Annotated in this window: 21 protein-coding genes and 2 pseudogenes; 6 read left to right on the top strand and 17 right to left on the bottom strand. The window is 68.9% G+C overall.

The features are described from left to right. Positions 1-22: 22 nt before the first annotated feature. The 9 genes and pseudogenes from lepB (JOF29_RS11670) to JOF29_RS11630 form a co-directional block, all read right to left on the bottom strand. Positions 23-826 carry a signal peptidase I gene (gene lepB, locus JOF29_RS11670; protein WP_307863264.1) on the bottom strand — a complete coding sequence of 268 codons (804 nt, stop codon included), beginning with the start codon at positions 824-826 and terminating at the stop codon, positions 23-25. After that, positions 823-1452, bottom strand: a complete 630-nt coding sequence (gene lepB, locus JOF29_RS11665) for a signal peptidase I (protein WP_245357543.1) — start codon at positions 1450-1452, stop codon at positions 823-825. Before lepB (JOF29_RS11665) ends, lepB (JOF29_RS11670) begins: the two co-directional genes overlap by 4 nt. Positions 1453-1597: 145 nt before the next feature. Further along, positions 1598-1957: a 50S ribosomal protein L19 gene (rplS, locus tag JOF29_RS11660; protein ID WP_209694213.1), complete on the bottom strand. Its 360-nt coding sequence runs from the start codon at positions 1955-1957 to the stop codon at positions 1598-1600. A gap of 172 nt (positions 1958-2129) precedes the next feature. Continuing rightward, on the bottom strand, positions 2130-3326 hold the full coding sequence (gene trmD, locus JOF29_RS11655; RefSeq protein WP_209694212.1) for a tRNA (guanosine(37)-N1)-methyltransferase TrmD: 1197 nt from the start codon (positions 3324-3326) through the stop codon (positions 2130-2132). Next, complete coding sequence (gene rimM, locus JOF29_RS11650; RefSeq protein WP_209694211.1) at positions 3316-3858, bottom strand: ribosome maturation factor RimM; 543 nt, start codon at positions 3856-3858, stop codon at positions 3316-3318. Before rimM ends, trmD begins: the two co-directional genes overlap by 11 nt. 86 nt (positions 3859-3944) lie before the next feature. After that, positions 3945-4196 (bottom strand): RNA-binding protein, encoded by a 252-nt coding sequence (locus JOF29_RS11645; protein WP_209696086.1) that lies wholly within the window; start codon positions 4194-4196, stop codon positions 3945-3947. Positions 4197-4309: 113 nt separating this feature from the next. Continuing rightward, positions 4310-4762, bottom strand: a pseudogene (gene rpsP, locus JOF29_RS11640) (30S ribosomal protein S16); the annotation flags it as partial. Positions 4763-4940: 178 nt separating this feature from the next. Further along, the gene (locus JOF29_RS11635; RefSeq protein WP_209694209.1) at positions 4941-6293 is read right to left on the bottom strand and encodes a 6-phospho-beta-glucosidase; all 1353 of its coding nucleotides are present in this window, start codon (positions 6291-6293) and stop codon (positions 4941-4943) included. A 25-nt stretch (positions 6294-6318) separates the two neighbouring features. Continuing rightward, the gene (locus JOF29_RS11630; RefSeq protein ID WP_209694208.1) at positions 6319-7071 is read right to left on the bottom strand and encodes a DeoR/GlpR family DNA-binding transcription regulator; all 753 of its coding nucleotides are present in this window, start codon (positions 7069-7071) and stop codon (positions 6319-6321) included. A gap of 126 nt (positions 7072-7197) precedes the next feature. Between JOF29_RS11630 and JOF29_RS11625 the strand changes: the two genes are divergently transcribed. Genes JOF29_RS11625 through JOF29_RS11600 form a run of 6 tightly spaced genes read left to right on the top strand, consistent with a single transcriptional unit; the run spans position 7198 to position 12858 of the window. Next, positions 7198-8160: a carbohydrate kinase family protein gene (locus JOF29_RS11625; RefSeq protein ID WP_209694207.1), complete on the top strand. Its 963-nt coding sequence runs from the start codon at positions 7198-7200 to the stop codon at positions 8158-8160. 4 nt (positions 8161-8164) lie between these two features. After that, a complete protein-coding gene (locus tag JOF29_RS11620; protein ID WP_209694206.1) occupies positions 8165-9466 on the top strand; it encodes an ABC transporter substrate-binding protein in 1302 nt (433 codons plus the stop codon). After that, the gene (locus tag JOF29_RS11615) at positions 9463-10392 is read left to right on the top strand and encodes a carbohydrate ABC transporter permease (protein ID WP_307863263.1); all 930 of its coding nucleotides are present in this window, start codon (positions 9463-9465) and stop codon (positions 10390-10392) included. Before JOF29_RS11620 ends, JOF29_RS11615 begins: the two co-directional genes overlap by 4 nt. Beyond that, positions 10389-11216, top strand: a complete 828-nt coding sequence (locus JOF29_RS11610) for a carbohydrate ABC transporter permease (protein ID WP_209694205.1) — start codon at positions 10389-10391, stop codon at positions 11214-11216. The genes JOF29_RS11615 and JOF29_RS11610 overlap by 4 nt, the downstream gene beginning before the upstream one ends. 57 nt (positions 11217-11273) lie before the next feature. Beyond that, positions 11274-11468 (top strand): NfeD C-terminal domain-containing protein, encoded by a 195-nt coding sequence (locus tag JOF29_RS11605; protein WP_141852289.1) that lies wholly within the window; start codon positions 11274-11276, stop codon positions 11466-11468. 40 nt (positions 11469-11508) lie between these two features. Next, positions 11509-12858: a flotillin family protein gene (locus JOF29_RS11600; protein ID WP_209694204.1), complete on the top strand. Its 1350-nt coding sequence runs from the start codon at positions 11509-11511 to the stop codon at positions 12856-12858. A gap of 63 nt (positions 12859-12921) precedes the next feature. Here the strand turns inward: JOF29_RS11600 and JOF29_RS11595 are convergent, their stop codons facing one another. From JOF29_RS11595 to ffh, 8 genes and pseudogenes are all read right to left on the bottom strand, one after another. Further along, a complete protein-coding gene (locus tag JOF29_RS11595) occupies positions 12922-14025 on the bottom strand; it encodes a S1 family peptidase (protein WP_209694203.1) in 1104 nt (367 codons plus the stop codon). 116 nt (positions 14026-14141) lie between these two features. Beyond that, positions 14142-14219, bottom strand: a pseudogene (locus JOF29_RS45240) (DNA-binding response regulator); the annotation flags it as partial. A 165-nt stretch (positions 14220-14384) separates the two neighbouring features. After that, the gene (locus JOF29_RS45235) at positions 14385-15125 is read right to left on the bottom strand and encodes a histidine kinase (RefSeq protein WP_307863262.1); all 741 of its coding nucleotides are present in this window, start codon (positions 15123-15125) and stop codon (positions 14385-14387) included. Positions 15126-15237: 112 nt separating this feature from the next. Beyond that, positions 15238-16560, bottom strand: coding sequence for a peptidoglycan recognition protein family protein (locus tag JOF29_RS11585; protein ID WP_209694202.1), 1323 nt, complete (start codon positions 16558-16560; stop codon positions 15238-15240). Between the two features lie 106 nt (positions 16561-16666). Beyond that, complete coding sequence (locus tag JOF29_RS11580; RefSeq protein WP_209694201.1) at positions 16667-17755, bottom strand: amidohydrolase family protein; 1089 nt, start codon at positions 17753-17755, stop codon at positions 16667-16669. Positions 17756-17851: 96 nt separating this feature from the next. After that, positions 17852-19030 (bottom strand): lytic transglycosylase domain-containing protein, encoded by a 1179-nt coding sequence (locus JOF29_RS11575; protein ID WP_307863261.1) that lies wholly within the window; start codon positions 19028-19030, stop codon positions 17852-17854. Between the two features lie 212 nt (positions 19031-19242). After that, a complete protein-coding gene (locus JOF29_RS11570) occupies positions 19243-20607 on the bottom strand; it encodes a lytic transglycosylase domain-containing protein (protein ID WP_209694199.1) in 1365 nt (454 codons plus the stop codon). A 252-nt stretch (positions 20608-20859) separates the two neighbouring features. Further along, positions 20860-22425 (bottom strand): signal recognition particle protein, encoded by a 1566-nt coding sequence (ffh, locus tag JOF29_RS11565; protein ID WP_209694198.1) that lies wholly within the window; start codon positions 22423-22425, stop codon positions 20860-20862. Between the last annotated feature and the right edge of the window lie 85 nt (positions 22426-22510).

The raw sequence follows: 22510 nt of genomic DNA, 5'->3' as shown, positions 1-22510 counted from the left end.
CCGACCCTCCGCATCACACATCTCACCCTAGGGGCCAAGGGGGACAGAACGTCACTTGGGCGGTGGCGTCAGGGATATCGAGGGTTTGTCCGGCGCGGGGCCGGGGGGCCGGGACCGACTTGAAGGTGTCGGGCACGCCGAGTTTGGTCCAGCGGTTGGCCGGCCAGACGATCGCGATCGCCCGTCCGGTGACCTTGTCGAGCGGCACGAAGGCCGCGTCGCCCTGGTTGCCGCCGTTCGCGTCGAGCTCCTGCAGGTGCACGCGGGAATCGCCGGACGCGGACCGGTGGTCACCCATGACGAAGATCCGGCCGGCCGGGACGGTCACCTGGAAGTCCATCTGGGACGGGGCATCCCCGGGATACAGGTAACTGGTCTCGTCCAGTGGCTGGCCGTTCACCAGGATCCGGCCCTTGGCGTCGCAGCAGGCGACCTTGTCGCCCGGCATGCCGATCAGGCGCTTGATCAGGTGGCCGTGGCTGGAGTCCGGCAGCAGGCCGACGATCTCGAAGAACCGGCCGATCGAGCCGCGCTTCTGGCCGCTCTCCTCCTGGCCGAGCCAGCCGCCCGGATCCTCGAAGACGATCACGTCACCGCGCTTGACGTCGGTGAGCTTCTCCACCACGACCCGGTCACCGACCAGCAGGGTGTTCTCCATCGACTCGCTCGGGATGATGAACATCTGCCCGACGAACGCCCGCAGGATCGACGAGACGATCAGCGCGCCGACCACGATCAGCACGAACTCGCGAGCGGCGGCCGCGAAACCCGAGCGGCGGGCCGGTTTGGTGTCCTTGGCGTCCGGCTTGGTCGGTGTATCGGTCACTTCTTCAGCCCCGGCTTCTTGAAGGTATCCGGAGGACGCAGCATCGTCATCCGGTCAGACGGCCAGATTACGCAACAAGCCCGGCCAACCACGTTCGCGACCGGTACGAATCCGCCGCCGGGCCCGCCCATGTGGGCGCGGGAGTCGGCCGAGTCGGCCCGGTTGTCCCCCATCACCCACAGGTGTCCGGCCGGGACCAGCACGCTGAACGGGATCTCCGACGGCTTGGCGTCCTTCAGCAGGTACTCCCGCTCGTCGAGCGCGATCCCGTTGATGGTGATCTGGCCCTGCTTGTTGCAGCAGACCACCCGGTCGCCGGCGATGCCGATCACCCGCTTCACCAGATGACCCTCGCCACTGCGCGGCAGGATGCCGACGAACTCGCCGATCCGGCGCAAGGCGCCCGGCTCGGCCGGCGCCTCGTTCAGCCAGTTGGCCGGGTCCTTGAAGACGACGATGTCGCCGCGCTGGACGTCGCGGTGCATGTAGCTGATCTTCTCGGCGAGGATCCGGTCGTCCTTGGTCAGCGTGTCGTACATCGACTCGGACGGGACGTAGAACGCCTCCGCGACGAACAGCCGGAGGACCACCGTGATGACGAGCGCGAGCACCGTGACGGTGCTCATCTCGACGAGCAGGCTGAGCAGCGGATTCCGCTGCTTCAGCCTGCGATGCCGTCCTTTGCTGCGACGTGCCCTCGTGGATACCGGGCGCGTGCGAGCGCGAGTCGCAGTGCTCGGCGCCATCGGTGACCGTCGTCGTTACGCGGCGTCAGGAGGCCGGAACTTCGCGCTTCTCCTTGATCTTCGCCGCCTTGCCGCGCAGCTCGCGCAAGTAGTACAGCTTGGCGCGGCGGACGTCGCCGCGGGTGACGATCTCGATCTTCTCGACGATCGGGGTGTGCAGCGGGAAGGTCCGCTCGACGCCGACGCCGAAGCTGACCTTGCGGACCGTGAAGGTCTCCTGCAGGCCACCGCCCTGGCGGCGGATCACGACACCCTGGAAGACCTGGACGCGGGACCGGTTGCCCTCGACGACCTTGACGTGCACCTTGACGGTGTCACCGGGGCGGAGGGCGGGGATGTCGTCGCGCTTGCTCTCGTTGTCGAGCTCGTTCAGGACGTTGCTCATCTTAAGGTGTCTCTTCCTCGCGCGTGCCACAGGTCACCCACGAATGTCGGTGGTGATGAAGTCATCAGAAGGCTGCCGGTCGGTGGTCACCCCCTGTGGCAGGAGCACCGAAGGGCAGCAGCAGACAATCTTGCCACACCCCCTACATGGTGACGAAATCCGCCGGGGCTTGCTACTTACGGCGACGGCGCTTCGTGAGGTGGACCAGGTCGACCTTCGACGTCTGCGCCTCCCTGCCGATCTCCCGGTACCCCGCTTTCCGGTACAGCGCGAGATTCCGGTCGCTCCGCGCACCGGTGTCCACCGCGTACGACGTGACCTCGGTCGGCGCCAGCTGCTCCGCGGCACGCAGCAGCCGGGCGCCGAGGCCGCGGCCCTGCCAGTCCGGGGCGACGATCAGCCGCTCGACATGCCCCACTGAGTCGTCCACGACGAGCTGGACGGATCCCACGATCCGGGTGCCTGCGACGGCCCTCAGTACGGTGCCGCGCTCCAGCCGGGCCACGGTCGCCGCAGGGTCGTCCGTCAGCGGCGGGATCGTGTAGTCGTCGTACAAGCGCGCCTCGGAAAGGAACGCGGCCAGCTGCAGCACGTGAATCTCGCCGGCGTCGGCCGTCGTCGCGGGCAGGATGCGCACACCGTCGGTGCCGTCCTGACCGGACAGCACGTCGCCCCACGCCGCCAGCAGGTCCGGCCGGCGTTCCGCGGTACGGCGTACCGACTCCTCGTGGCGCCAGTCCGCGATCAGGCCGTGGTTCCCGGACAGCAGAACCTCCGGTACGTCGTGCCCGCGCCACGCCGGAGGCTTCGTGTACACCGGGTACTCGAGCAGACCGTCGCCAGAGTGCGACTCCTCGGCGAGGGACTCCGGGTTGCCGATCACGCCGGGCAGCAGACGGGCCACGGCCTCGACCATCACGAGTACGGCGACCTCGCCGCCGTTCAGCACGTAGTCGCCGATGGACACCTCGTCGACGCGCATCCGCTCGGCCGCGTACGACGCCACGCGCGCGTCGATGCCTTCGTACCGGCCGCAGGCGAACGCGAGCCAGGGCTCCGCGGCCAGCTCGTACGCGAGCGCCTGGGTGAACGGCCGTCCGGCCGGGGTCGGGACGATCAGCCGGGGCTGTGCAGGGCCGTCCACGGGCGCTAGGGCGTCCAGCGCCTGGCCCCACGGCTCGGCCTTCATCACCATGCCGGCTCCCCCGCCGTACGGGGTGTCGTCGACGGTCCGGTGCCGGTCGTGGGTCCAGTCGCGCAGATCGTGCAGGTGGACGTCCAGCAGGCCGCTCTTGGCCGCCTTCCCGACCAGGGAGACGTCGAGAGCCGCCAGGTACTCCGGGAAGATCGAGACGACGTCAAGCCTCATCGGTCGGGACCACCTCGGCGCCGTCCGGGTCCAGCAGGCCGGGCCGGTCGGCCACGACGACGTACTGCTTGTCGACGTTGATCTCCGGGACCAGCTCCTCGACCAGCGGGACCAGCACCACGTTGCCCGCGGTACGGCGGATCTCCAGCAGGTCCTGCGCCGGGAGGTGCACGACGTCGATCACCTCTCCGACGTCGGCGCCGTCGGTGGTACGCACCGCGAGGCCGACCAGCTCGCGGTCGTAGTACTCCTCCGGGTCCTCGGGGCGTTCGTCCTCGTCCACCTCTGCCTGCAGCACCAGGTTCCGCAACTGCTCGGCGGCGGTCCGGTCCGGCACCTCGGCGAACTTCACCAGCAGCCGCCCGCTGTGCCAGCGGCTCGCGGCCACGGTCAGGGTCCGGGTCACCTTGGCGTCCGTCACGACGACCGAACCGTCCGCGAACCGCCGATCCGGCTCGTCGGTCCGCACGTCGATCCCGACCTCGCCCTTGAGCCCGTGCGCCCGGCCGATCCGCCCGACTGTCACCAGCACCTGCACAACTCCTTTGTACGAGACTTTGTACGAGACGAAGGGCCGCACCCGAGTCCGGGGGCGGCCCTTCGAGAGGACTGTCGAGTTCAGCGGCGCGGGCGCCGATTGAACTCGTCGACGAAGTCGATGCGCAGCGAGGACTCGGAGCTGAGGGCGCCGACGACGGTGCGGATCGCGGTGGCGGTCCGGCCGTTGCGGCCGATCACCTTGCCGATGTCGTCGGGGTGGACATGCACCTCGAGGGTGCGGCCGCGCCGCAGCGTCCGGGCCTGGACGCTGACGTCGTCGGGGTTGTCCACGATGCCTCGGACCAGGTGCTCGAGCGCCTCGGTCTCCATCATCGTCAGGCCTCGGTGGTCTCGGCCGCAGCCTCGTCGGCCTTCGGAGCCTCGTCAGCCTTGGGAGCCTCCGCCTCAGCCTTGGGAGCCTCGGCCTTGGGAGCCTCCGCCTCAGCCTTGGGAGCCTCAGCCTTCGGGGCCTCCGCCTCAGCCTTGGGGGCCTCGCTCTTCTTCTCAGCCTTCTTGGCGGTCTTCTTCGCCGTGACGGCCTCGGTCTTCAGCGAACCGTGGGCCTCGGCCAGCGCCTCGTTGAAGATCTCCTGCTTGTCCCGCTTCGGCTCGGCCACCCGCAGCGGCGCCGGGGCCTCCAGGCCCTTGAACTTCTGCCAGTCGCCGGAGGCCTTGAAGATCGCCTCGACGGCTTCGCTCGGCTGCGCGCCGACGCCCAGCCAGTACTGCGCCCGGTCCGACGCGACGCGGATGAACGACGGCTCGGTCTTCGGGTTGTAGATCCCGATCTCCTCGATCGCCCGGCCGTCCCGCTTGGTGCGGGCGTCCATCACGACGATGCGGTAGTGCGGGGTGCGCTTCTTGCCGATGCGCTTCAAACGGATCTTGACTGCCACTTTCGGGTGGTCTCCCTTGGAAATTACAGACTGGGTGAGCAGCACAACGCGTCGTGGGGACAACGCCTGACAGCTCGAACGGGCCGCACCGGGAACGTGGAGTTAGAGGGCTGCACGAAACCTGGACGGACTCAGCCTGACATTGTGCCAGATCCCGCACCCGGGATACCAATCGGCCTCACCCGCGGAGGTACCCCAGGTCCGGGAGCAGTTCGACGTACCCGTCCAGCAGTTCGCGGGCGAGCGTCACCGAGTCGACCAGCGGGTGCCAGGCGAACGCCCGTACGGCGGCGTCCCGGGAGCCCGACGCGGCAGCTTCGATGGTGGACCGCTCGACGGCCTTCACCGAGGAGACGAGGCCGGCCTGGTGGTCCGTGAGCTGGGAGACCGTGACGGGTAGCGCACCGTTCGCGTCCACCGTGCACGGGATCTCCACCACGGCGTCGTCGTCCAGGTGACGCAGTACGCCGCGGTTGCGGACGTTGAGGATCAGCGACGCGCGCTCGTTGTGCCCGATCGCCCGCATCAGCGACAGCGCCACCTGCTCGTAGCCGCCCGCGGCCATGTCGCGTTCGTCCCGCTCCCCCGCGTCCGCGACCTCACGGCTCTCCACCATGTACGTCGACTCACGCTCGGCCCGGGTCTTCTGCCACAGCTCCAGCGCCTGCTCCGGGTGCTGCCCGGTCTCGGCGTAGAAGGCGGACTGCTGGTCCAGCAGGAACGCCCCGCGGGTCTGCCGCACAGCCTGTACCGCGGCGAGCGTCTCGCGCGCGAAGTAGTAGTAGTGCAGATACTCGTTCGGGATCGAGCCGATCGAGCGGAGCCAGTCCGCGCCGAACAGGCGGCCTTCCTCGAACGAACTCAGCGCCTCGGACGACTGCAGAAGCTCGGGCAGCCGGTCGACGCCGCCGGACTTCAGGCCGCGGAGCCAGCCGAGGTGGTTGAGACCGGCGTAGTCGTAGAACGCGGTCGAAGGGTCCACTCCCAATGCGAGGGCGGCGCGCCGGCCCAGCCCCGAAGGCGAGTCACAGATGCCGATCACCCGATCGCCGAGGAACGGGATCATCGCTTCGGTCACCATGCCGGCCGGGTTGGTGAAGTTGATCGTCCAGGCGTCGGGGGCGACGGCCGCGATCCGTTGGGCGATCTTCGTGGCGACCGGGAGGGTCCGGAGGCCGTAGGCGATTCCGCCGGCGCCGACCGTTTCCTGGCCGAGTACCCCGCGGCCGAGGGCGACCCGCTCGTCGACGGTCCGCCCGTCCAGGCCGCCGACCCGGATGGCCGAGAAGATGAAGTCGGCGCCGCGCAGGGCCTCGTCGAGGTCGGTCGTCTCCGTCACCATCGGCGGGGCCAACCCTGGCTCTGCGGCCGCCGCCTGCTGGCGGAGGACGGCGCCGATCGCCGTGAGCCGGGTCCGGTCGGTGTCGTAGAGCATCACGTCGGTGATCCGGCCGGGGCCGTGGTCGCCGAGCAGCGCGTGGTACACGAGCGGGACCCGGAACCCGCCCCCACCGAGAATCGTCAGTCGCACAGCAACACCCCCTGGATCCGCCTGCTCACGCCAGTACCACCTGCACTCCTGCCTCCGCCAGTTGCACCCGGGTCGCCTCGTCGGCGCCCGGCTCGGTCACCACCATGCTCAGCTCCCCCGGTTCGCACACCCGGGCAACGCCATGACCCGGGAACTTGGTCCGGTCCGCGAGCAGCACGACCCGGTCCGCCGCATTGATCATCGCCCGCTTCACCGGCACCTCGATCATCGTGCTGTCCATCACCCGCCCGTCGGGGCGGACCCCGCTGGTCCCGAGGAACAGCCAGTCGACGTGGATCTGCCGCAGGCTCTCCTCGGTCAGGTACCCGACCAGCGACCGGTAACTGCGCCGTACGAACCCGCCCAGCACGATCAGCTCGATCTGCTCGTCGTTCTCCAGCTCGTCCAGTACGGCGAGGTTGCTGGTGACGACCGTCAACGAGCGCCCGTGCAGGTGCTGCGCCACCCGGAGTGCCGTCGTACCGATGTCGAGCAGCACGGACTCGCCGTCGGTCACCAGTTCGGCGGCGCGGCGGGCGATCCGGTCCTTCTCCTCGGCATGTACGGCGTTCACTTCCGCGAACGGCTCGTCGCCCCCGTCGACCGCGAGGGCGCCGCCGTACACCCGGGTCAGCCGGCCCTCGGCGTCCAACTGCTCGAGGTCGCGGCGGATGGTCGCCTCGCTGACCCCGAGCTTCCCGGCGAGCACCTTCACGCCTCCGGCGCCATCGGCCCGGAGGGCGCGGAGGATCTGATCCTGTCGCTGCTTCGGCAACACACACAGACCGTATCACGCAAACTCCGTCATTTTCCGTCAAAGTTGTGACTAGGTATTGCGGATCATGCGCACAAGTTTCAAGATTCATGCACGAGTTTGATCGAGCATGCAGGAGTGTGGCTGCGGATGCATGAGCTGGACGTCACGTCTCTGGATGTTGTCGTGTCCGGGCTGGTCTTCCACGACCTCGTGCTGGGGTTGCCCACGGCGCCACGGTCCGGCACCGAGGTCTGGGCGACCGAGTCGCACGAAAGCCCCGGCGGGATCGCGAACTTCGCGGTCGCGCTCGCCCGGCTCGGGCTGCGGACGGGGATGGTCGCCGCGTTCGGTGCGGACGACCTCGGCGACCGGGTCTGGGCGGCGCTGGGCGCCGAGGGCATCGACCTCGGACTGTCCCGCAAGCTCCCCGACTGGCCGACTCCGCTCACCGTGGCCCTTGCCTATGACAACGATCGGGCGCTGGTCACCCGCGGCACCACTCCCCCGCTGTCCGCCGACGACCTGATCACCACCGCACCGTCCGCCCGCGCGGTCGCCGCCCACATCGGCCCGTGGCCGAACGAGTGGCTGGCCAAGGCGAAGGCGGCCGGCAGCACGGTGTTCGCGGACGTCGGCTGGGACCCGAGCGAGCAGTGGGATCCCGCCGTACTCGACCAGCTCGAGCACTGCGACGTGTTCCTGCCCAACGCCGACGAGGCCAGGTACTACACGCGAACGGACACCCCGGAGCAGGCGATCCGCCGGCTCGCGGAGAAGGTGCCGCTGGTCGTCGTGTCGAACGGCGCCGCCGGTGCGATCGCACTCGACGCGGGCAGCGGCCAGTACGTCGACGTACCGGCCTATCCGGTCCCGGCGGCGGACACCACCGGGGCGGGTGACGTGTTCGCCGCCGGTTTCATCGCCGGCACCCTCTGGGACCTGCCGCTGGAGCAACGGGTGCGGTTCGCCGCGCTCACCGCAGCCATCTCGGTCACCCGGCTCGGCGGAGCGGACGCCGCGCCGCGCTGGGCCGACCTCGCGGCCTGGCAGGACGCGAACCCCGATGACCACCAACTGGAAGCGCTGATCGGCGCCCACTCAGGAAGGTAGATCCATGGAGCTCTCACGTCGGACGCTGCTCGGGGGCTTCGCGGCCGTTGCGAGCGGACTAGCGGGCGGGTCGCTCGTCGGCTGCTCGTCCGGGATGAACAACGCCGGCGCGCCGGCCAAGAAGAACGCCGCCACCGAGCTGAGCTTCTGGTGCTGGCCGGGCGGTCTCGGCAAGTCCGTGCTCGACGACACGATCGCGCACTTCCCGGACCCGAAGATCAAGTACTCCGAGATCGGCGGCGACTTCAAGCAGAAGCTGATCACCACGTTCAACGGCGGTACGTCGATCCCGGACATCACCGGGCTGAAGGGCGAGGACATCGCGTCGCTGCTGCCGCAGGCGGAGCGGTTCGTGGACCTGAAGACGGTCGGCGCGGACTCGGTGCTCGGCGACTACCTGGACTGGAAGGTGAAGCAGGCGACCACGCTCGACGGCAAGGTGATCGGGCTGCCGATCGACGTCGGCCCGACCGCGCTGTTCTACCGCGAGGACATCTTCGCCGCCGGCGGGCTGCCGAGCGACCCGGCCAAGGTGGCCGAGCAGCTGAAGACCTGGGACGACTTCTTCGCGGCCGGTGTCGAACTGAAGGCGAAGAACCCGAAGGCGCCGATCGTCGGCGACGCCGCCGGTCTGTACGACATGGTCGTCGGCCAGGGCACCGAGCGGTACATCTCCAAGGACAACAAGTTCATCGGCGACCAGGACCACATCCGCAAGGCCTGGGACACCGCGGTCAAGGCGATGACGCTGAAGATCGACGGCCGGACGCCGAGCGGCGGCCCGGACTGGAACGCCGGCCTCGACCAGGGCACCGTGCCGGCCCACATCGGCGCCGCCTGGGTGGCGCTGGACATCAAGTCCGCGGTGAAGAAGTCGGCCGGCAAGTGGCGGCTGGCGCCGACCCCCGGTGGCCCGGCGAACTTCGGCGGCTCGTTCCTCGCGATCACCAAGAACGCCGCCGATCCGCAGAAGGCGTTCGACGTGATCAAGTACATGCTGAGCGCCGACAACGAGGCCAAGGCGTTCACGGATGCGCAGATCTTCCCGTCCACGCCGGCGGCGTACGACAAGCCGGAGCTGAAGGCCAAGGACGCGTTCTTCGGCGGCCAGGTGCCGATCGACATCTTCGGCCCGGCGGCGAAGGGGATCCCGGTCGCGTACCAGAGCCCGTTCGACGACTCGGTCGCGGCGCCGTTCCACGACGAGCTGAAGACCGTGCAGACCGGGTCCAAGACGTCGGACGCGGCCTGGTCCTCGGCGGTCTCGAAGGCGAAGGCGATCGCCACGCGGCAGGGGGTGCAGTGACCGCTACGGCGACGGTGCCGGCGGCCACGGTGACCACGGCACCCGCCCGCAAGCGGATCTGGTCGTACTGGCGGTTCTACCTGGCGCTATCGCCGTTCTACGTGCTGTTCGCGGTGTTCGGGCTGTACCCGATGCTGTCCACGATCGTGCTCGCGTTCCAGCGCTGGGACGGGATGAGCGCCCGCAGGTTCACCGGCCTCGGCAACTTCGCGTTCCTGGTCAAGGACCCGACGTTCTGGCAGGCGCTGGAGAACACCGTCGTACTGTTCCTGATGTCGACGGTGCCGACGCTCGTGCTGGCGTTGCTGCTCGCGGTGATGCTGCAGTCCGCGGTCCGGTTCACCAACGTCTACCGGATCGCGTACTTCATCCCGAACGTCACGTCGCTGGTGGCGATGGCGATCTTCTTCAGCTCGATCTTCAGTACGAACTTCGGTCTCGTGAACGCCGCGCTGCGCTCGCTCGGCATCCCGCAGCAGGACTGGCTCGGGCAGCCGTGGGGCATCAAGATCGCGATCTCCACGATGATCGTCTGGCAGTGGGTCGGGTACAACACGCTGATCTACCTGGCCGGTCTGCAGGCGATCCCGCGCGAGCAGTACGAGGCCGCGAAGGTGGACGGGGCGGGCGCCGTACGGACGTTCTTCTCGATCACGTTGCCGCAACTGCGCCCCGTCGTACTGTTCACGGTCATCATGTCGACGATCGGCGGCCTGCAGACGTTCACCGAGCCGCAGGTGATGGTCGGCAACAGCGGCGGCACCGGGCAGAGCGGGATGACCGTGGTGCTGTTCTTCTACCGGGCCGCGTTCCTCGACAACGACTACGGGTACGCCGCCGCGATCGCGCTCAGCATCTTCGTCCTGGTGTTGTTGTTCACGGCAATCAACTGGCGGATCTTCCGCGGACGGGGTGAGGACAGATGATCCGGAGCCGGCTGCGCGGGATCGCGCTGCATGCTGCGCTCGTACTGGCGCTGCTGGTGTTCATGTTCCCGTTCGCGTGGACGATCCTGATGGCGTCGAACACCACCGCCGACATCTACCGGTTCCCGCCGAAGTTCACGTTCGGCGGGCACTTCGGCGAGAACGTCCACCAGGTGCTGGCGAACGTGGCGTTCTTCCAGTCGATGGCGAACACCGCGATCGTCGCGGTCTCGACGACGGCGCTGGTGCTGTTCTTCGACTCGCTGGCCGCGTTCACGTTCGCGAAGTTCCGGTTCCCGGGGCGGAACGCGTTGTTCGTGATCCTGCTCGCGACGATGCTGCTGCCGGCGCAACTGGCCGCCGTACCGCAGTTCCAGACGATGGCGATCCTCGGCTGGGTCGGTTCGCTGAAGGCGCTGATCATTCCGGGCGCGGCCAACGCGTTCGGAATCTTCTGGATGCGGCAGTACTTCCGGAACTCGATCCACGACGAACTGGTCGAGGCCGCGACGCTGGACGGCTGCGGCTTCTTCGGTACGTACTGGCACGTGGCGCTGCCGTCGGCGCGGCCGGCGCTGGCGTTCCTCGGCATCTTCACGTTCGTCGGGTCCTGGAACGACTACATGTGGCCGCTGATCGTGCTGACCAACCCGGACCACCTGACGCTGCAGGTCGCGCTGTCCACCTTGAACCGTGCGCACGGCGTCGACTACAGCATGGTGATGACCGGAGCGCTGCTCGCGATGATCCCGCTGGTGGTCGTGTTCGCGATCTTCGCCCGGCAGTTCGTGAAGGGGGCTACGGAAGGCGCCGTCCGCGGTTGATACTTCGATGTAAGCTGCCCGGAACCCAGAGCAGCAGCGGTACGTCGAAGGGGCAACATGGTAGGCAAGCGGGGGCGGGTGATCGGCCGGATCGCACCCGGGATCGTCGGCGAGGTGATGCTGCCGGTCCGGGGTGCCACCGAGGCCTTCTACGCTTACCCGGCGACCGACGAGGTGCTGGAGGTGGGGACGCAGGTGATCGTCGTCGACTTCGACCCACCGCGCACCGTCTACGTCGCTCGCGCCATCTAAATTGCCCAGTTCTTGAAATGTGCACTGTCTTGGAGGGGAAATGCTCTGGACGTACGTAGGCATCGCCGCCGTCGCGGTCGTGGTGCTGCTCATCGTGTTCCGGATGGTCTGGCGGGTGGCGGAGCCGAACGAGGCGCTGATCATCTCCGGCCTCGGCGCGCACTCAAGCAACGAGCAGATCAACGAGACCCTCGGCTTCAAGATCGTGGTCGGCCGCGGTACGGCGGTTCTCCCAGGTTTTCAGACGGTACGGCGGTTGCCGCTGGACATCCGGGCCACGCCGCTGACCGTCACCTGCGTGTCCAGCCAGGGGATCCCGTTGCACATCAAGGGCGTCACGGCGTACAAGGTCGGTGACGACTACGGCTCGATCGCGAACGCCGCGCGGCGGTTCCTGGAGCAGAGCGACGAGCAGGTGATGGGCACCATCCACGAGCTGTTCGCGGGTCACCTGCGGGCGATCGTCGGTTCCACCACGGTCGAGGAGATGCTGCACGACCGGGAGACGCTGACCACGAACATCCGCGGCTCGCTGGCCGGCGACATGGAGAAGCTCGGCCTGGTCGTGGACTCGCTGCAGATCCAGGAGATCGACGACGAGTCCGGGTACATCAAGAACCTCGGCCGTCCGCAGGCCGCCGCGGTCGAGGCCGCGGCCCGGATCGCGCAGGCCGAGCGGGACCGGGAGGCGACCGAGCGCGAGCAGGCCGCCGCCGCGAAGAAGGCCGCCGCCGTCCGAGAGAGCTCGATCGCCCAGGCCGGTTACCAGGCCGAGGTCGACCAGGCGAAGTCGAAGGCGTCGCAGTCCGGCCCGCTGGCCGAGGCGCTGGCCCGCCAGGAGGTCGTGGTCGCCGAGACCGAGACCGCGAAGCTGAACGCGTCGCTGGCCGAGAAGCAGCTGGAGTCGACGGTGCTGAAGCCCGCCGACGCCGAGGCGTACCGGCAGCGCACGTTGGCCACGGCCGCCCGGGACGCGCAGATCGCGGGCGCCGAGGCGAACGCCCGTGAGGTCCAGCTCCGCGGTGAGGCGCAGGCGAAGGCCACCGAGCTGAACGGTAAGGCCGAGGCGTCGGCCGTGCAGGCGAAGGCGATGGCCGAGGCGGCCGGTATCAAGGCCCGGGCCGAGGCGCTGGCCACGAACACCGAGGCGGTCGTCGCGCAGCAGCTCGCCGAGGCCTACCCGGAGATCGTCACCGCGGCGGCCAGCTCGTTCGCGAAGGTCGGCAACATGGTGGTGCTGAACGGTGCGCAGGGCATCGAGGACACCCTGGTGAAGACCATCACGATGGGCGGCTCCGGCTTCGCCCTGGCCAAGCAGCTCATCGACTCGCTGGCCACGAAGCAGGACGAGTCCCCGAAGCTGGAGCCCGTCCCCAACGAAACAGCCTGACAACCCGCGTAGCGTCCGAAGAACTGAGGCCAATAGCCCTCGGTTCTTCGGACGTTACTGCTTTCAGGCGGTGTGCAGGGTCAGGTGGTACGTCTGGAGGATCTCGTTGACCGGCTGGAACCACGTCTCGCCGCCGCTGGTGCAGTTGCCCCAGCCGCCGGACGTGACGCCCTGCGCCTGGTCACCGGTGATGAACGATCCACCCGAGTCGCCGCCCTCGGCGCAGACGTTGGTCTTGGTCGCACCGTAGAACAGCTGGCCGTTGCCGTAGTTCACGGTCTCGTTCTTGGCCAGGATCGTGCCGCAGTGCCAGTGCGTCGTGGAGCCGCTGCGGCACACCGACGAACCGATCGGTGCCTCGGACGAGCCGCGGACCAGCTGGTCGCTCACCTGTCCCCAGCCGAACACCACAGGCACGGTCCACCAGCCGTAGCCGGTTGCGACCCACGCGAAGTCGTTGCCCGGGAACGACCAGGCCTGGAACGACCCCTGGTCCGAGCCGTCCCAGCCGCGCACCATCCCGCTCCGGCCGCAGTGCCCGGCGGTCACGTAGCCGCCGTACACCGAGAAGCCGATCGAGCAGCGGATGTTGCTGACGTAGTACGGGTCACCGCCGACGGTGCCGGCAGCGAACGTACGGGGCGCCTGGGCGGCAACCTCCTTCACTGTCACGGCACCTGCCTTGGCCAGCTTGGCCACGAACGTGTCGACGGCCTTGGAACGCTTGCCTGCTTGGACGTTGACGACAACGCTGCCTGACTTCGGGTCGGCAGCCCAGCCGCTCACGGCAGCCGGTACTGCCTTACCGGCCAGCTTGTCGACCGCAGCCTTCCGCTGGTCCAGGGCCTTCGCAGTGATGGGTACGGCGGTCACCTGGGCACCTGTGGCGCGTACGGCGGCCGCGTGGTCCTGGCCGACGATTCCTACAACCAGCTTCTGCGTGCTGGCGTCGTACCAGGCTCCGCCGAAGGCAGCACCGGCTGCCTTCTGTGCTGCCGGCAAGAGCTTGGCTGCTGACGTCTCGGCGGCCAGGCGTTGCTGCATCTGCTGCTCGTTGAGGCCGAAGTCACGTTGCATCGCAGCGGACTGGCCGGGCACAGCGAGCGCCTGTGCTGTGGGCACAGTGAGCGCAGCCGCCGTGACCACGACGGCTAGTAGGACCTTCATGGACTCTCCTCACCTAGGGGCGGTTCGGTGGATGAGAGCGCTCTCAGATCACGAGAGTGGACTAGTGAGGCTCAACCGTCAAGAGCTCACAGGCCGAGGTAGGCGAGAACAGCGAGGACACGGCGGGCCTCGATCGCGGCGCGCAGGCCCTCGTCGGTCAAGGTGGGTGGCAGCCGTACGTCGACGACCGCGATGCAGCATGCCGTGCAGACCGCTCCCCCGGCCCAGCAGGTCACTCTGCTCGCCGATCCGGGCGCCACCGATCCCGTCGTCGGTGACGGCCAGGTAGAGCTCAGGACCGCGCCGTTCGAGTTGTACGTCGACGTGGCCGGCCGCGCTGTGCGTAGCTCCGTCATGGCCTACTCTGCGCCGTCGCGGGCGTCGTCGAGCAGTTTGGCGGCCTTCTCCGGGTCCTCGGCCATCACCTGCTTGGCAACGCCGATGCGCATCGCCAGGGAGACCAACTGGGCTTGGGTGCCGTCGTGCAGGTCCCGCTCGATACGGCGCAGCTCGGCGCAGCGCGAGTCAACAGCACCCGCCCTGCTCTTCGTGAGCTGTTCCACTCGCTGCTCCAACCGGGCGGTCTCCACCTGCTCGGCACTCGGCGCGAGCAGTGTCAGCACCACGTTGGCGTGGCCGCGGGCCACTGCCGGCGCCAGCCAACCAAGGAAGCCCAGGCTGAGCAGAATCTGCAGGGGGCCGAGGGCGAGCGCGTCGAACCAGTTGCCGACGCCAACGCCCATCAAGCTGAAGTTGCCTGGGCCAAGCTTCCAGAGCAGCATGCCCGCGACAGCCGCCGGTGCGCCGACCACGGAGATCGCGGTGATGAACAGCTCCGGGATCATCACCACCGGCATCAGCAGACACTTGAGACTGCGCTTGAAGGACCTGTCCCGGAACGGCGTCACCACGTCCCCGGACTGCCTCGGCAGCGCGGGAGGCAGCTCCTCCGCCTGCGGGACACCCAGGTACTTCGCGGCGCGGTACCGCTCGCTGTTGGCCAGCCGCACCAGTCCTGCGGTCGCACCCGGGATGATCCAGCCAAGCAGCAGGCTGATCGGCAGCGCGCCGAGCAGCGTGACCGACTTGAAGAAGCGCACGATCAGGTACGCGGCGGCCGGACCACCCCCGGGACAGGATCTTCTTGAGCATGCCCTTATCTTGCGGCACCCTCGTAGCCGCGGTCGGTACAGCAGGCTCTACCTTCCTGCTCTAGCAGTCGGGTACGCCGGGGAGCTTGGCGTTCGGGTCGTCGATGTAGATGTTGGTGATGTAGCCCTTCTGGTCGCGGAGCTTGGACCACCAGTTGTTGGTGTAGCCGCCGGCGGTGACCGTGTCGCCCTGGACCTGGCATTCGACGAACACGCGGGTCGGACCGGCCAGCGTCGTTACGACCGACGCGGACAGCTTCGGCGCGGACCGTACGTTCACGCCGTTCCCCCACGTGGTGAAGTTGTACTGCGGCGGGTTCGGGTTGCCGTCGTTCACCAGCTGCATGTAGTAGTCCCAGTTCCAGTTCGGACCCGGGTCGGTGTGGTCGTTGCCGGGCATCTCGCTGTGGCCCTTGATGTGGTCACGGTCCTTCGGGATGCCCCGCCGGTCGGCGATGTTCTTGACCAGCGCGGCCGACGACCGGTACATCGCGTCGGTGAACCACGACGGCTGGTCGACGTACCCCTCGTGCTCGATGCCGATCGCGAACGGGTTCGCGCTCCGGGCGTGCCAGGCAGTGTCCTTCTCGGCCACCATCTGGGTGATCTGGCCGTCGCTGGACCGCACCACGTAGTGCGCGCTCACCTGGGCCGACGGGTTCTTGAACCAGCTGATCGTGCCGGCGTACGAGCCCTGGGTGACGTGGATGACGATCGTGCTGATCGCCTGCGTCCGCCCGACCTGGTAGTTGCTGGTGCTGGCCGGGTCCCAGATCGCGCCCGGGTAGTCGGCGCCCTGGACCTTGGCGCCGAGGGGTGCGACCTTCGCGTACGCGCCGCGGTCCGGCGTTACCTGCTGCGGATCGGTCGAGACGCCGGCCGTCCGGACGCCGAGGCCGATCATCTTGTAGACCTCGTCGGTGTACAGCCGGGCGGTCGCGGCGTCGGCGGAGTGCGAGTACTTCGCGATCACGGAGTACCACTCGCCGATCCTGGAACGGTCCTTCAGGCCGGCCTGGTCGGCGTACGAGTCCAGGACGGCCGCAGCGCCGAGGATGTTCGACGCGTCGTCCTTGGACAACTTCGCGACCGGCAGTCCGGTCAGTTTGCTTGCCTCGGACATCGTCTTGTTCACGTTGTTCGCGGCCAGATGCATGACGCCGTAGCCGTTCGCCTGGCTCGGCGCACCGTGGTGGCCGTCCAGGTGTGTCTCGGCGAAGCCGACGCCGACCAGCACTTCGCGCGGTACGTCGTACTTCGCCGACGCGCTCTGGAACGCCGAGGCGAGGCTCGACCGGGAGGGCTGTGCCGCGTTGCTCGGGAGGGCGGTCAGCGCGAGCGCACCGACGGCCAGGAGCGCGGACAGCTTGGGTACTCGGGACATGGGCGGTTCCTTCCCGTAGCTGGTCCGCCGAGGGGCGTCGGCGGTCCCAGAGCCACGCTAAGGGAAGATCTTCCGCAGAAGCCACCCTCTCAGGAAGATTTTTCCGTCACCGGGAGAAGATCACGCTCCCACGCAGCGCGATCAGCCGCGGGTACGACAGCACCGCCGGATACGCCCGCGGGTCCTCGTCGTACACCACCAGATCCGCCGGATCACCCGGTCGCAGCTCGCTCGGCGCGCCGAGCCAGTCGCGTGCGGCCCACGACCCGGCGGCCAGCGCCTGCTCCCCCGACATCCCGATCTCGGTCAGCGCCTGGATCTCCTGCGCGACCAGCCCGTGCCCGAGCACCCCGCCCGCATCGGTCCCCGCATACACCGGTACGCCGGCCTCGAACGCGTCCCGCAGCCGCTGCAGCCGGCGCTCGTACAGGTCGGTCATGTGGGCGGCGTACACCGGGAACTTACCCGCGGCTTGCTCGGCGTACTGCGGGAAGTTCTCCAACTGGACCAGCGTCGGTACGACGGCCACCTGGCGCTCGGCCATCTCGCTGAGCAGCCCCGGCTCGATGCCGGTGCCGTGCTCGAGGCAGTCGATGCCCGCGGCCAGCAGGTCCGGGAGGGCGTGCTCGCCGAAGACGTGTGCGGTGACGCGGGCGCCGAGCTCATGGGCCCGCGCGATCGCCGCGTTCAGCGCCGCGGCCGGCCAGCACGGCGTCAGGTCGCCGGCCTCGCGGTCGATCCAGTCGCCGACCAGCTTCACCCAGCCGTCACCGCGACGGGCCTCCTGTTCGACGTACGCGACCAGTTCCTCCGGCTCGATCTCCCAGCCGTAGTTGCGCAGGTACCGCTTCGAGCGGGCGAGATGCCGCCCGGCCCGGATGATCTTCGGCAGGTCCTCGCGGTCGTCGATCCAGCGGGTGTCGACCGGCGAGCCCGCGTCCCGGACCAGCAGCGCACCGGCGTCCCGGTCGGCGATCGCCTGCCGCTCCTGGGTTTCCTCGTCGACGCCGCCGTGCTGGTCGAGGCCGATGTGGCAGTGCGCATCCACCAGGCCGGGCACGATCCAGCCGCCCGTGTGCACGGTCGTGACGTCAGCAGCGGCGGGCCGGTCGACGACCAGCCCGCCGCTGAGGTGGATCTCCTGCTGCTCGCCGGCCGGCAACACGGTGCCGGCCAGCTTCAGTACACCGGTCATGGAGCGACCGTATCTGTTAGGTGGCGTCTGGTGATTCCGCGCCGTAGCGAGGAGGTGCCCGGTGCCCCGCAGTCAGCGGGAATTGCCAGGCATCACCTACCCGTGCGAGCCGCCGCCCGGCGTACAGGTCGGGGTGGTGGTCTCGTTGCCGGCGCACGGCGTCCCGCTCGGGGTTTCCGTCGGGGTCTCGGTCGGCGTCGGGGTCGGCGTCGGCGTGGGGGTCGGAGTCGGCGTCGGAGTCGGCGTCTTGGTGGGGGTCTTGGTCGGCGTCCGGGTCGGGGTCGCCGTCGGGTGGTGGGTCGGCGAGTCCGTCGGCGTGTCGATCGGCCGCGGCAGTGTCGGCGTCTCCCACGGCGTCGTCGGCTGCACGGTCGGCACCGTGGTGGTGGTCGCCGGCGGCGGTGTCGGGGTCGGCGTCTTGGTGTCGTCCGGAACGCTCGGCACCTTGCGCGGGTCGACCCGGCGGTCGGCGTTGCCGGCCGGCTTCGCGGCCGCGATGTTGCCCTTCGCATTCGGCACCAGGACGGCGTCCTTGCTGTACAGCCGCATCCACTTCAGGACCGTGGCGACGAAGTCCTTGGAGTGGTGGTACCGCAGCAGCGAGGCGACCAGGTCGCGCGGGTTCCGCAGGTCGTCGCCCTCGGCGCAGAGCACCACGGCGACGGTGGTGACCGCGTCGTACACATTGTTCGGGTTGCGGAAGCCGTCGCCGTTGCCGTCGGCCCCGAACTCGCTCCACACCTGCGGAATGATCTGCATCGGCCCGACGGCGCGGTCCCAGGTCTGGTCGCCGTCGTACTTGCCCTTGTCGGTGTCGGTGATCCGGCCGTTGCCGTGCCGGCCGTTCAGCTCCGGGCCGAGGATCCGGCCGCGGGTGGTGCCGGCCACGTCGACCCGGCCGCCGCTCGCGTGGTCGGACTCGACCTTGCCGATCCCGGCCAGCAGCGGCCAGGTGAGCCCACAGTTCGGCCGGACGACCGCGAGATTCGCGGTGGCGCGGCGGTAGGCGGGGAACACCCCGCGCGGGATGCCGTTCACGGCACCCGGCCGCCCCGGACGGACGACCGATCGCCCGTCGGTGGCCCCCTGCACGGGGACGTCGGCCAGGGCAGGTTTGTCGGATCCGAGCTGCCCGTCCACTCCGGGACGTTGCGGCACGATCATCGTCAGTTCGTCGAACTCACCGCTGTTCAGCCCGGCCCCGGGTGAAGGGGCGACCGGGCTGCCTGCCGTCAGCTGATCGGCGGCACCGGTCCCACCCGAGGCGACGGTCACAACGGCCCCGACCAGGAGCGGGGCGGTACAGAGTGAAGCGATGATGATTTTGACCCGACGGTTACCACTACGGGTTAGGCGCATAGCCCCTTCAACGAACCAAGCGCCAGAAAGTTACATCAAGACGACGCAAAGTTACGGGCCACAGAATCCGCTCGGAAAACCGGCACCGAGGTAACGACAGGCGCTACCTGGACCTGGGTCCGGACCGGTCAGCCGGCAGGCTGCGGGGCCGAGGTCGGCGAACTCTCCGGCGTGGTGGTCTGGTCGGATCCCGGGGTGTTCGAGGCGCACGGACTCGGCGTGGTCGTCGGCGGTCCGGTCGGGGTGACAGTCGGTGTGGGCGTCGGCGTAGGCGTAGGCGTCGGGGTGTCCGTCGGGGTCGGCGTCGGCGTACAGGTCGGGTCGCCCGGCGTCGGAGTGGTCGTCGGCGTGGACGGCGGTGTCTTGGTCGGGGTGGTCGGCGGCGTCCTCGGCGGGGTGTACGGCGGCTTCGTGGGCGTCGTTGTGGTCCCCGGCGCATGCGTCGGCTTCGGCGTGGTCGGCTTCGTCGAGGCGGTGACGCCGGACGTCGGACGCGGGGTGGTCGGTACCACCGGCCGGGCGGTCGAGGTCGTCGTACCGGCAGTCGGCACCGTCGTCGGCGGAGTGGTCGGCGGCGGCGTCGTGGTCCGGGTCGAGCCCTTGTCGTCGCCGGCGTTGCCGCGCTTGTCCGGGGTGACGATCTGGCCGGGCTTGTCCGGGACGCTCACGGTGTCCTTGCTGTACGACTGCATCCAGCGCAGGACCGTCGACACGTAGTCCATCGAGTGGTTGTAACGCAGCACCGCCTGCACCAGGCCCTGCGGGTCGGACAGGTTCGCCCCGCCGGAGCAGAGGTAGTCCCCGGCCGCGCGGGCCGCGTCGAACACGTTGTGCGGGTCCTTGACGCCGTCACCGTTGCCGTCGGCACCGAACGTCTTCCAGGTACCGGGCACGAACTGCATCGGCCCGACGGCGCGGTCCCAGGTCGTGTTCCCGTCGTACACGCCGTGGTCGGTGTCGGCGATCGCCGCCGTCCCGGGGCTGCCGTCGAGGATCGGGCCGAGGATCTTGCCGCGGGTGTTGCCGTTCGCGTCCACCTTGCCGCCGCTGGCGTGGTCGGACTCGACCTTGCCGATCCCGGCCAGCAACGGCCAGGTGATGTGGCAGCCGGGCATCGACAGCGCCAGGTCGCGGGCAGCCTTCTGGTACGCCGCGAGCACGGTGCCCGGGATCCCCGACGCGTCGCCGAAGGCGCCGGGGATCGGCTGCACGGTGCCGTCGGTGGTCCCCGTGACCGGGACCTGGATCGTGGACTTCGCCTGTGTCGGCAGGCTGCCGTCGACGCCGGGCTGCGCCGGCACGTTGTTCGCCAGGTCGTCGAAGACCGCGTCCTGGCGTGGAGCGGCCAGCGCGTGCGCGTCGACGATGAACGTGTTCGAGGTGACTCCGCCGACCACGAACACGGCGACCATCGCGGTGGGCGGAGCCAAGCAGACCCAGGTAGCGGTCAACTTTCCCCGCCACGTGTCCAGGTTCTTGAACTGCTGCCTCATCCGAACCGTCCTCGACGCATTCCGCAGTTGGTGTGTCTCTCGGGCGTAGGCACGATCTTAGCCGCCGGAAGGTCGGCCACAACCGGCGCCGGTGTGCCGTGACCGAGTACCGAACAGGCAAGTTCAGGCACTCGTCCCCCGGTGTTCACTCCAGATCACGGTAGGCCGCGGGCCGCGCCGGGCGCGTCGGACGAACGGACGACAGATGGCCGTCCGTTCGGACTGTGCCCTTTCGGGCCGCTCAGTTGCCGCTCAGTTGCCGCCGAGCATCTTCTTCAGGTCGTCCGGCAGCTCGAAGTCGCCGTCCTGGCCGGCGCCACCGAACGCGGCCGGCAGCTGACCGGGCTCCGGTTCCTGCGGCTGCTGGTGCACCTGGTTCGCGCGCTTGGCCGGGTTGCCCGAGCCGCGCTTCTTAGCCTTCTTCTGCTGTTGCTGCTTGGCCTTCCGGCCACCGCCGCCACCCATGCCCGGCATCCCCGGCATTCCGGGCATCCCCGGGATGCCCTTGCCGGACGCCATCGCGGCCATCATCTTGCGGGCCTCGAAGAACCGCTCGACCAGGCCGCTGACGGTCGCGACCTCGGTGCCGGAACCCTTCGCGATCCGAGCCCGGCGGGAACCGTTGATGATGTTCGGATCGTTCCGCTCGGCCGGGGTCATCGAGTGGATGACCGCCTCGATCCGGTCGATCTCGCGCTCGTCGAAGTTCTCCAGCTGGTCCTTGAACTGGTTCGCACCCGGCAGCATGCCGAAGATCTTGGTCAGCGGGCCCATCTTCCGGACCGACTGCATCTGCGCGAGGAAGTCGTCCAGGGTGAAGTCCTTGCCGCCGCGCTTCTGCAGCTTGGCCGCGGTCTTCGCGGCCTCCTCGGCGTCGAACGAGCGCTCGGCCTGCTCGATCAGGCTCATCACGTCGCCCATGCCGAGGATGCGGGACGCCATCCGGTCGGGGTGGAAGACGTCGAAGTCCTCGAGCTTCTCGCCGTTGCTGGCGAACATCACCTGGCGGCCGGTGACCTGCGCGATCGACAGCGCGGCACCACCGCGGGCGTCACCGTCGAGCTTGGACAGTACGACGCCGTCGAAGCCGACGCCGTCCAGGAAGGCCTGCGCGGTGGTAACCGCGTCCTGGCCGATCATCGCGTCGACGACGAACAGGATCTCGTCCGGGCTGACCGCGTCGCGGATGTCCGCGGCCTGCTTCATCAGCACCTCGTCGACGCCCAGCCGGCCGGCGGTGTCGACGATGACCACGCTGTACTGCTTGGCGTGCGCCTCGTCCATCGCCCGCCGGGCCACCTCGACCGGGTCGCCGACACCGTTGCCCGGCTCCGGCGCGAACACCGGTACGCCGGCCCGCTCGCCGACCACCTGGAGCTGGGTGACCGCGTTCGGCCGCTGCAGGTCCGCGGCGACCAGCATCGGGGTCTGGTGCTGGGTCTCCTTCAGCCACTTGGCGAGCTTGCCGGCCAGCGTGGTCTTACCGGCACCCTGCAGACCGGCGAGCATGATCACCGTCGGCGGCCGCTTCGCCATCCGCAGCTCACGGGTCTCGCCACCAAGGATCTTGATCAGTTCCTCGTTGACGATCTTGATGACCTGCTGCGCCGGGTTCAGCCCGCCGCGCACCTCGGCCCCGCCGGCGCGTTCCTTCACCGCCGCGATGAACTCCCGCACCACCGGCAGCGCGACATCGGCCTCCAGCAACGCGATCCGGATCTCCCGGGCGGTCGCGTCGATGTCGGCGTCGGTCAGCTTGCCCTTGCCCCGCAGATTCTTGAACGCGGTGGAGAGCCGATCGGAAAGCGTGTCGAACACGAGAAACAGTCCGTTTCCTCGAAGCGATGAACTCCCCGAGTCTACCGGCCCCCCAACCTGTGGATAACTCCCACGCCCCACCCTC

It is taken from the genome of Kribbella aluminosa (assembly GCF_017876295.1).
Lineage (GTDB): Bacteria > Actinomycetota > Actinomycetes > Propionibacteriales > Kribbellaceae > Kribbella > Kribbella aluminosa.
Note: the sequence above shows the minus strand (reverse complement) of the source record. Positions and strands in the feature narration are given on the sequence as shown.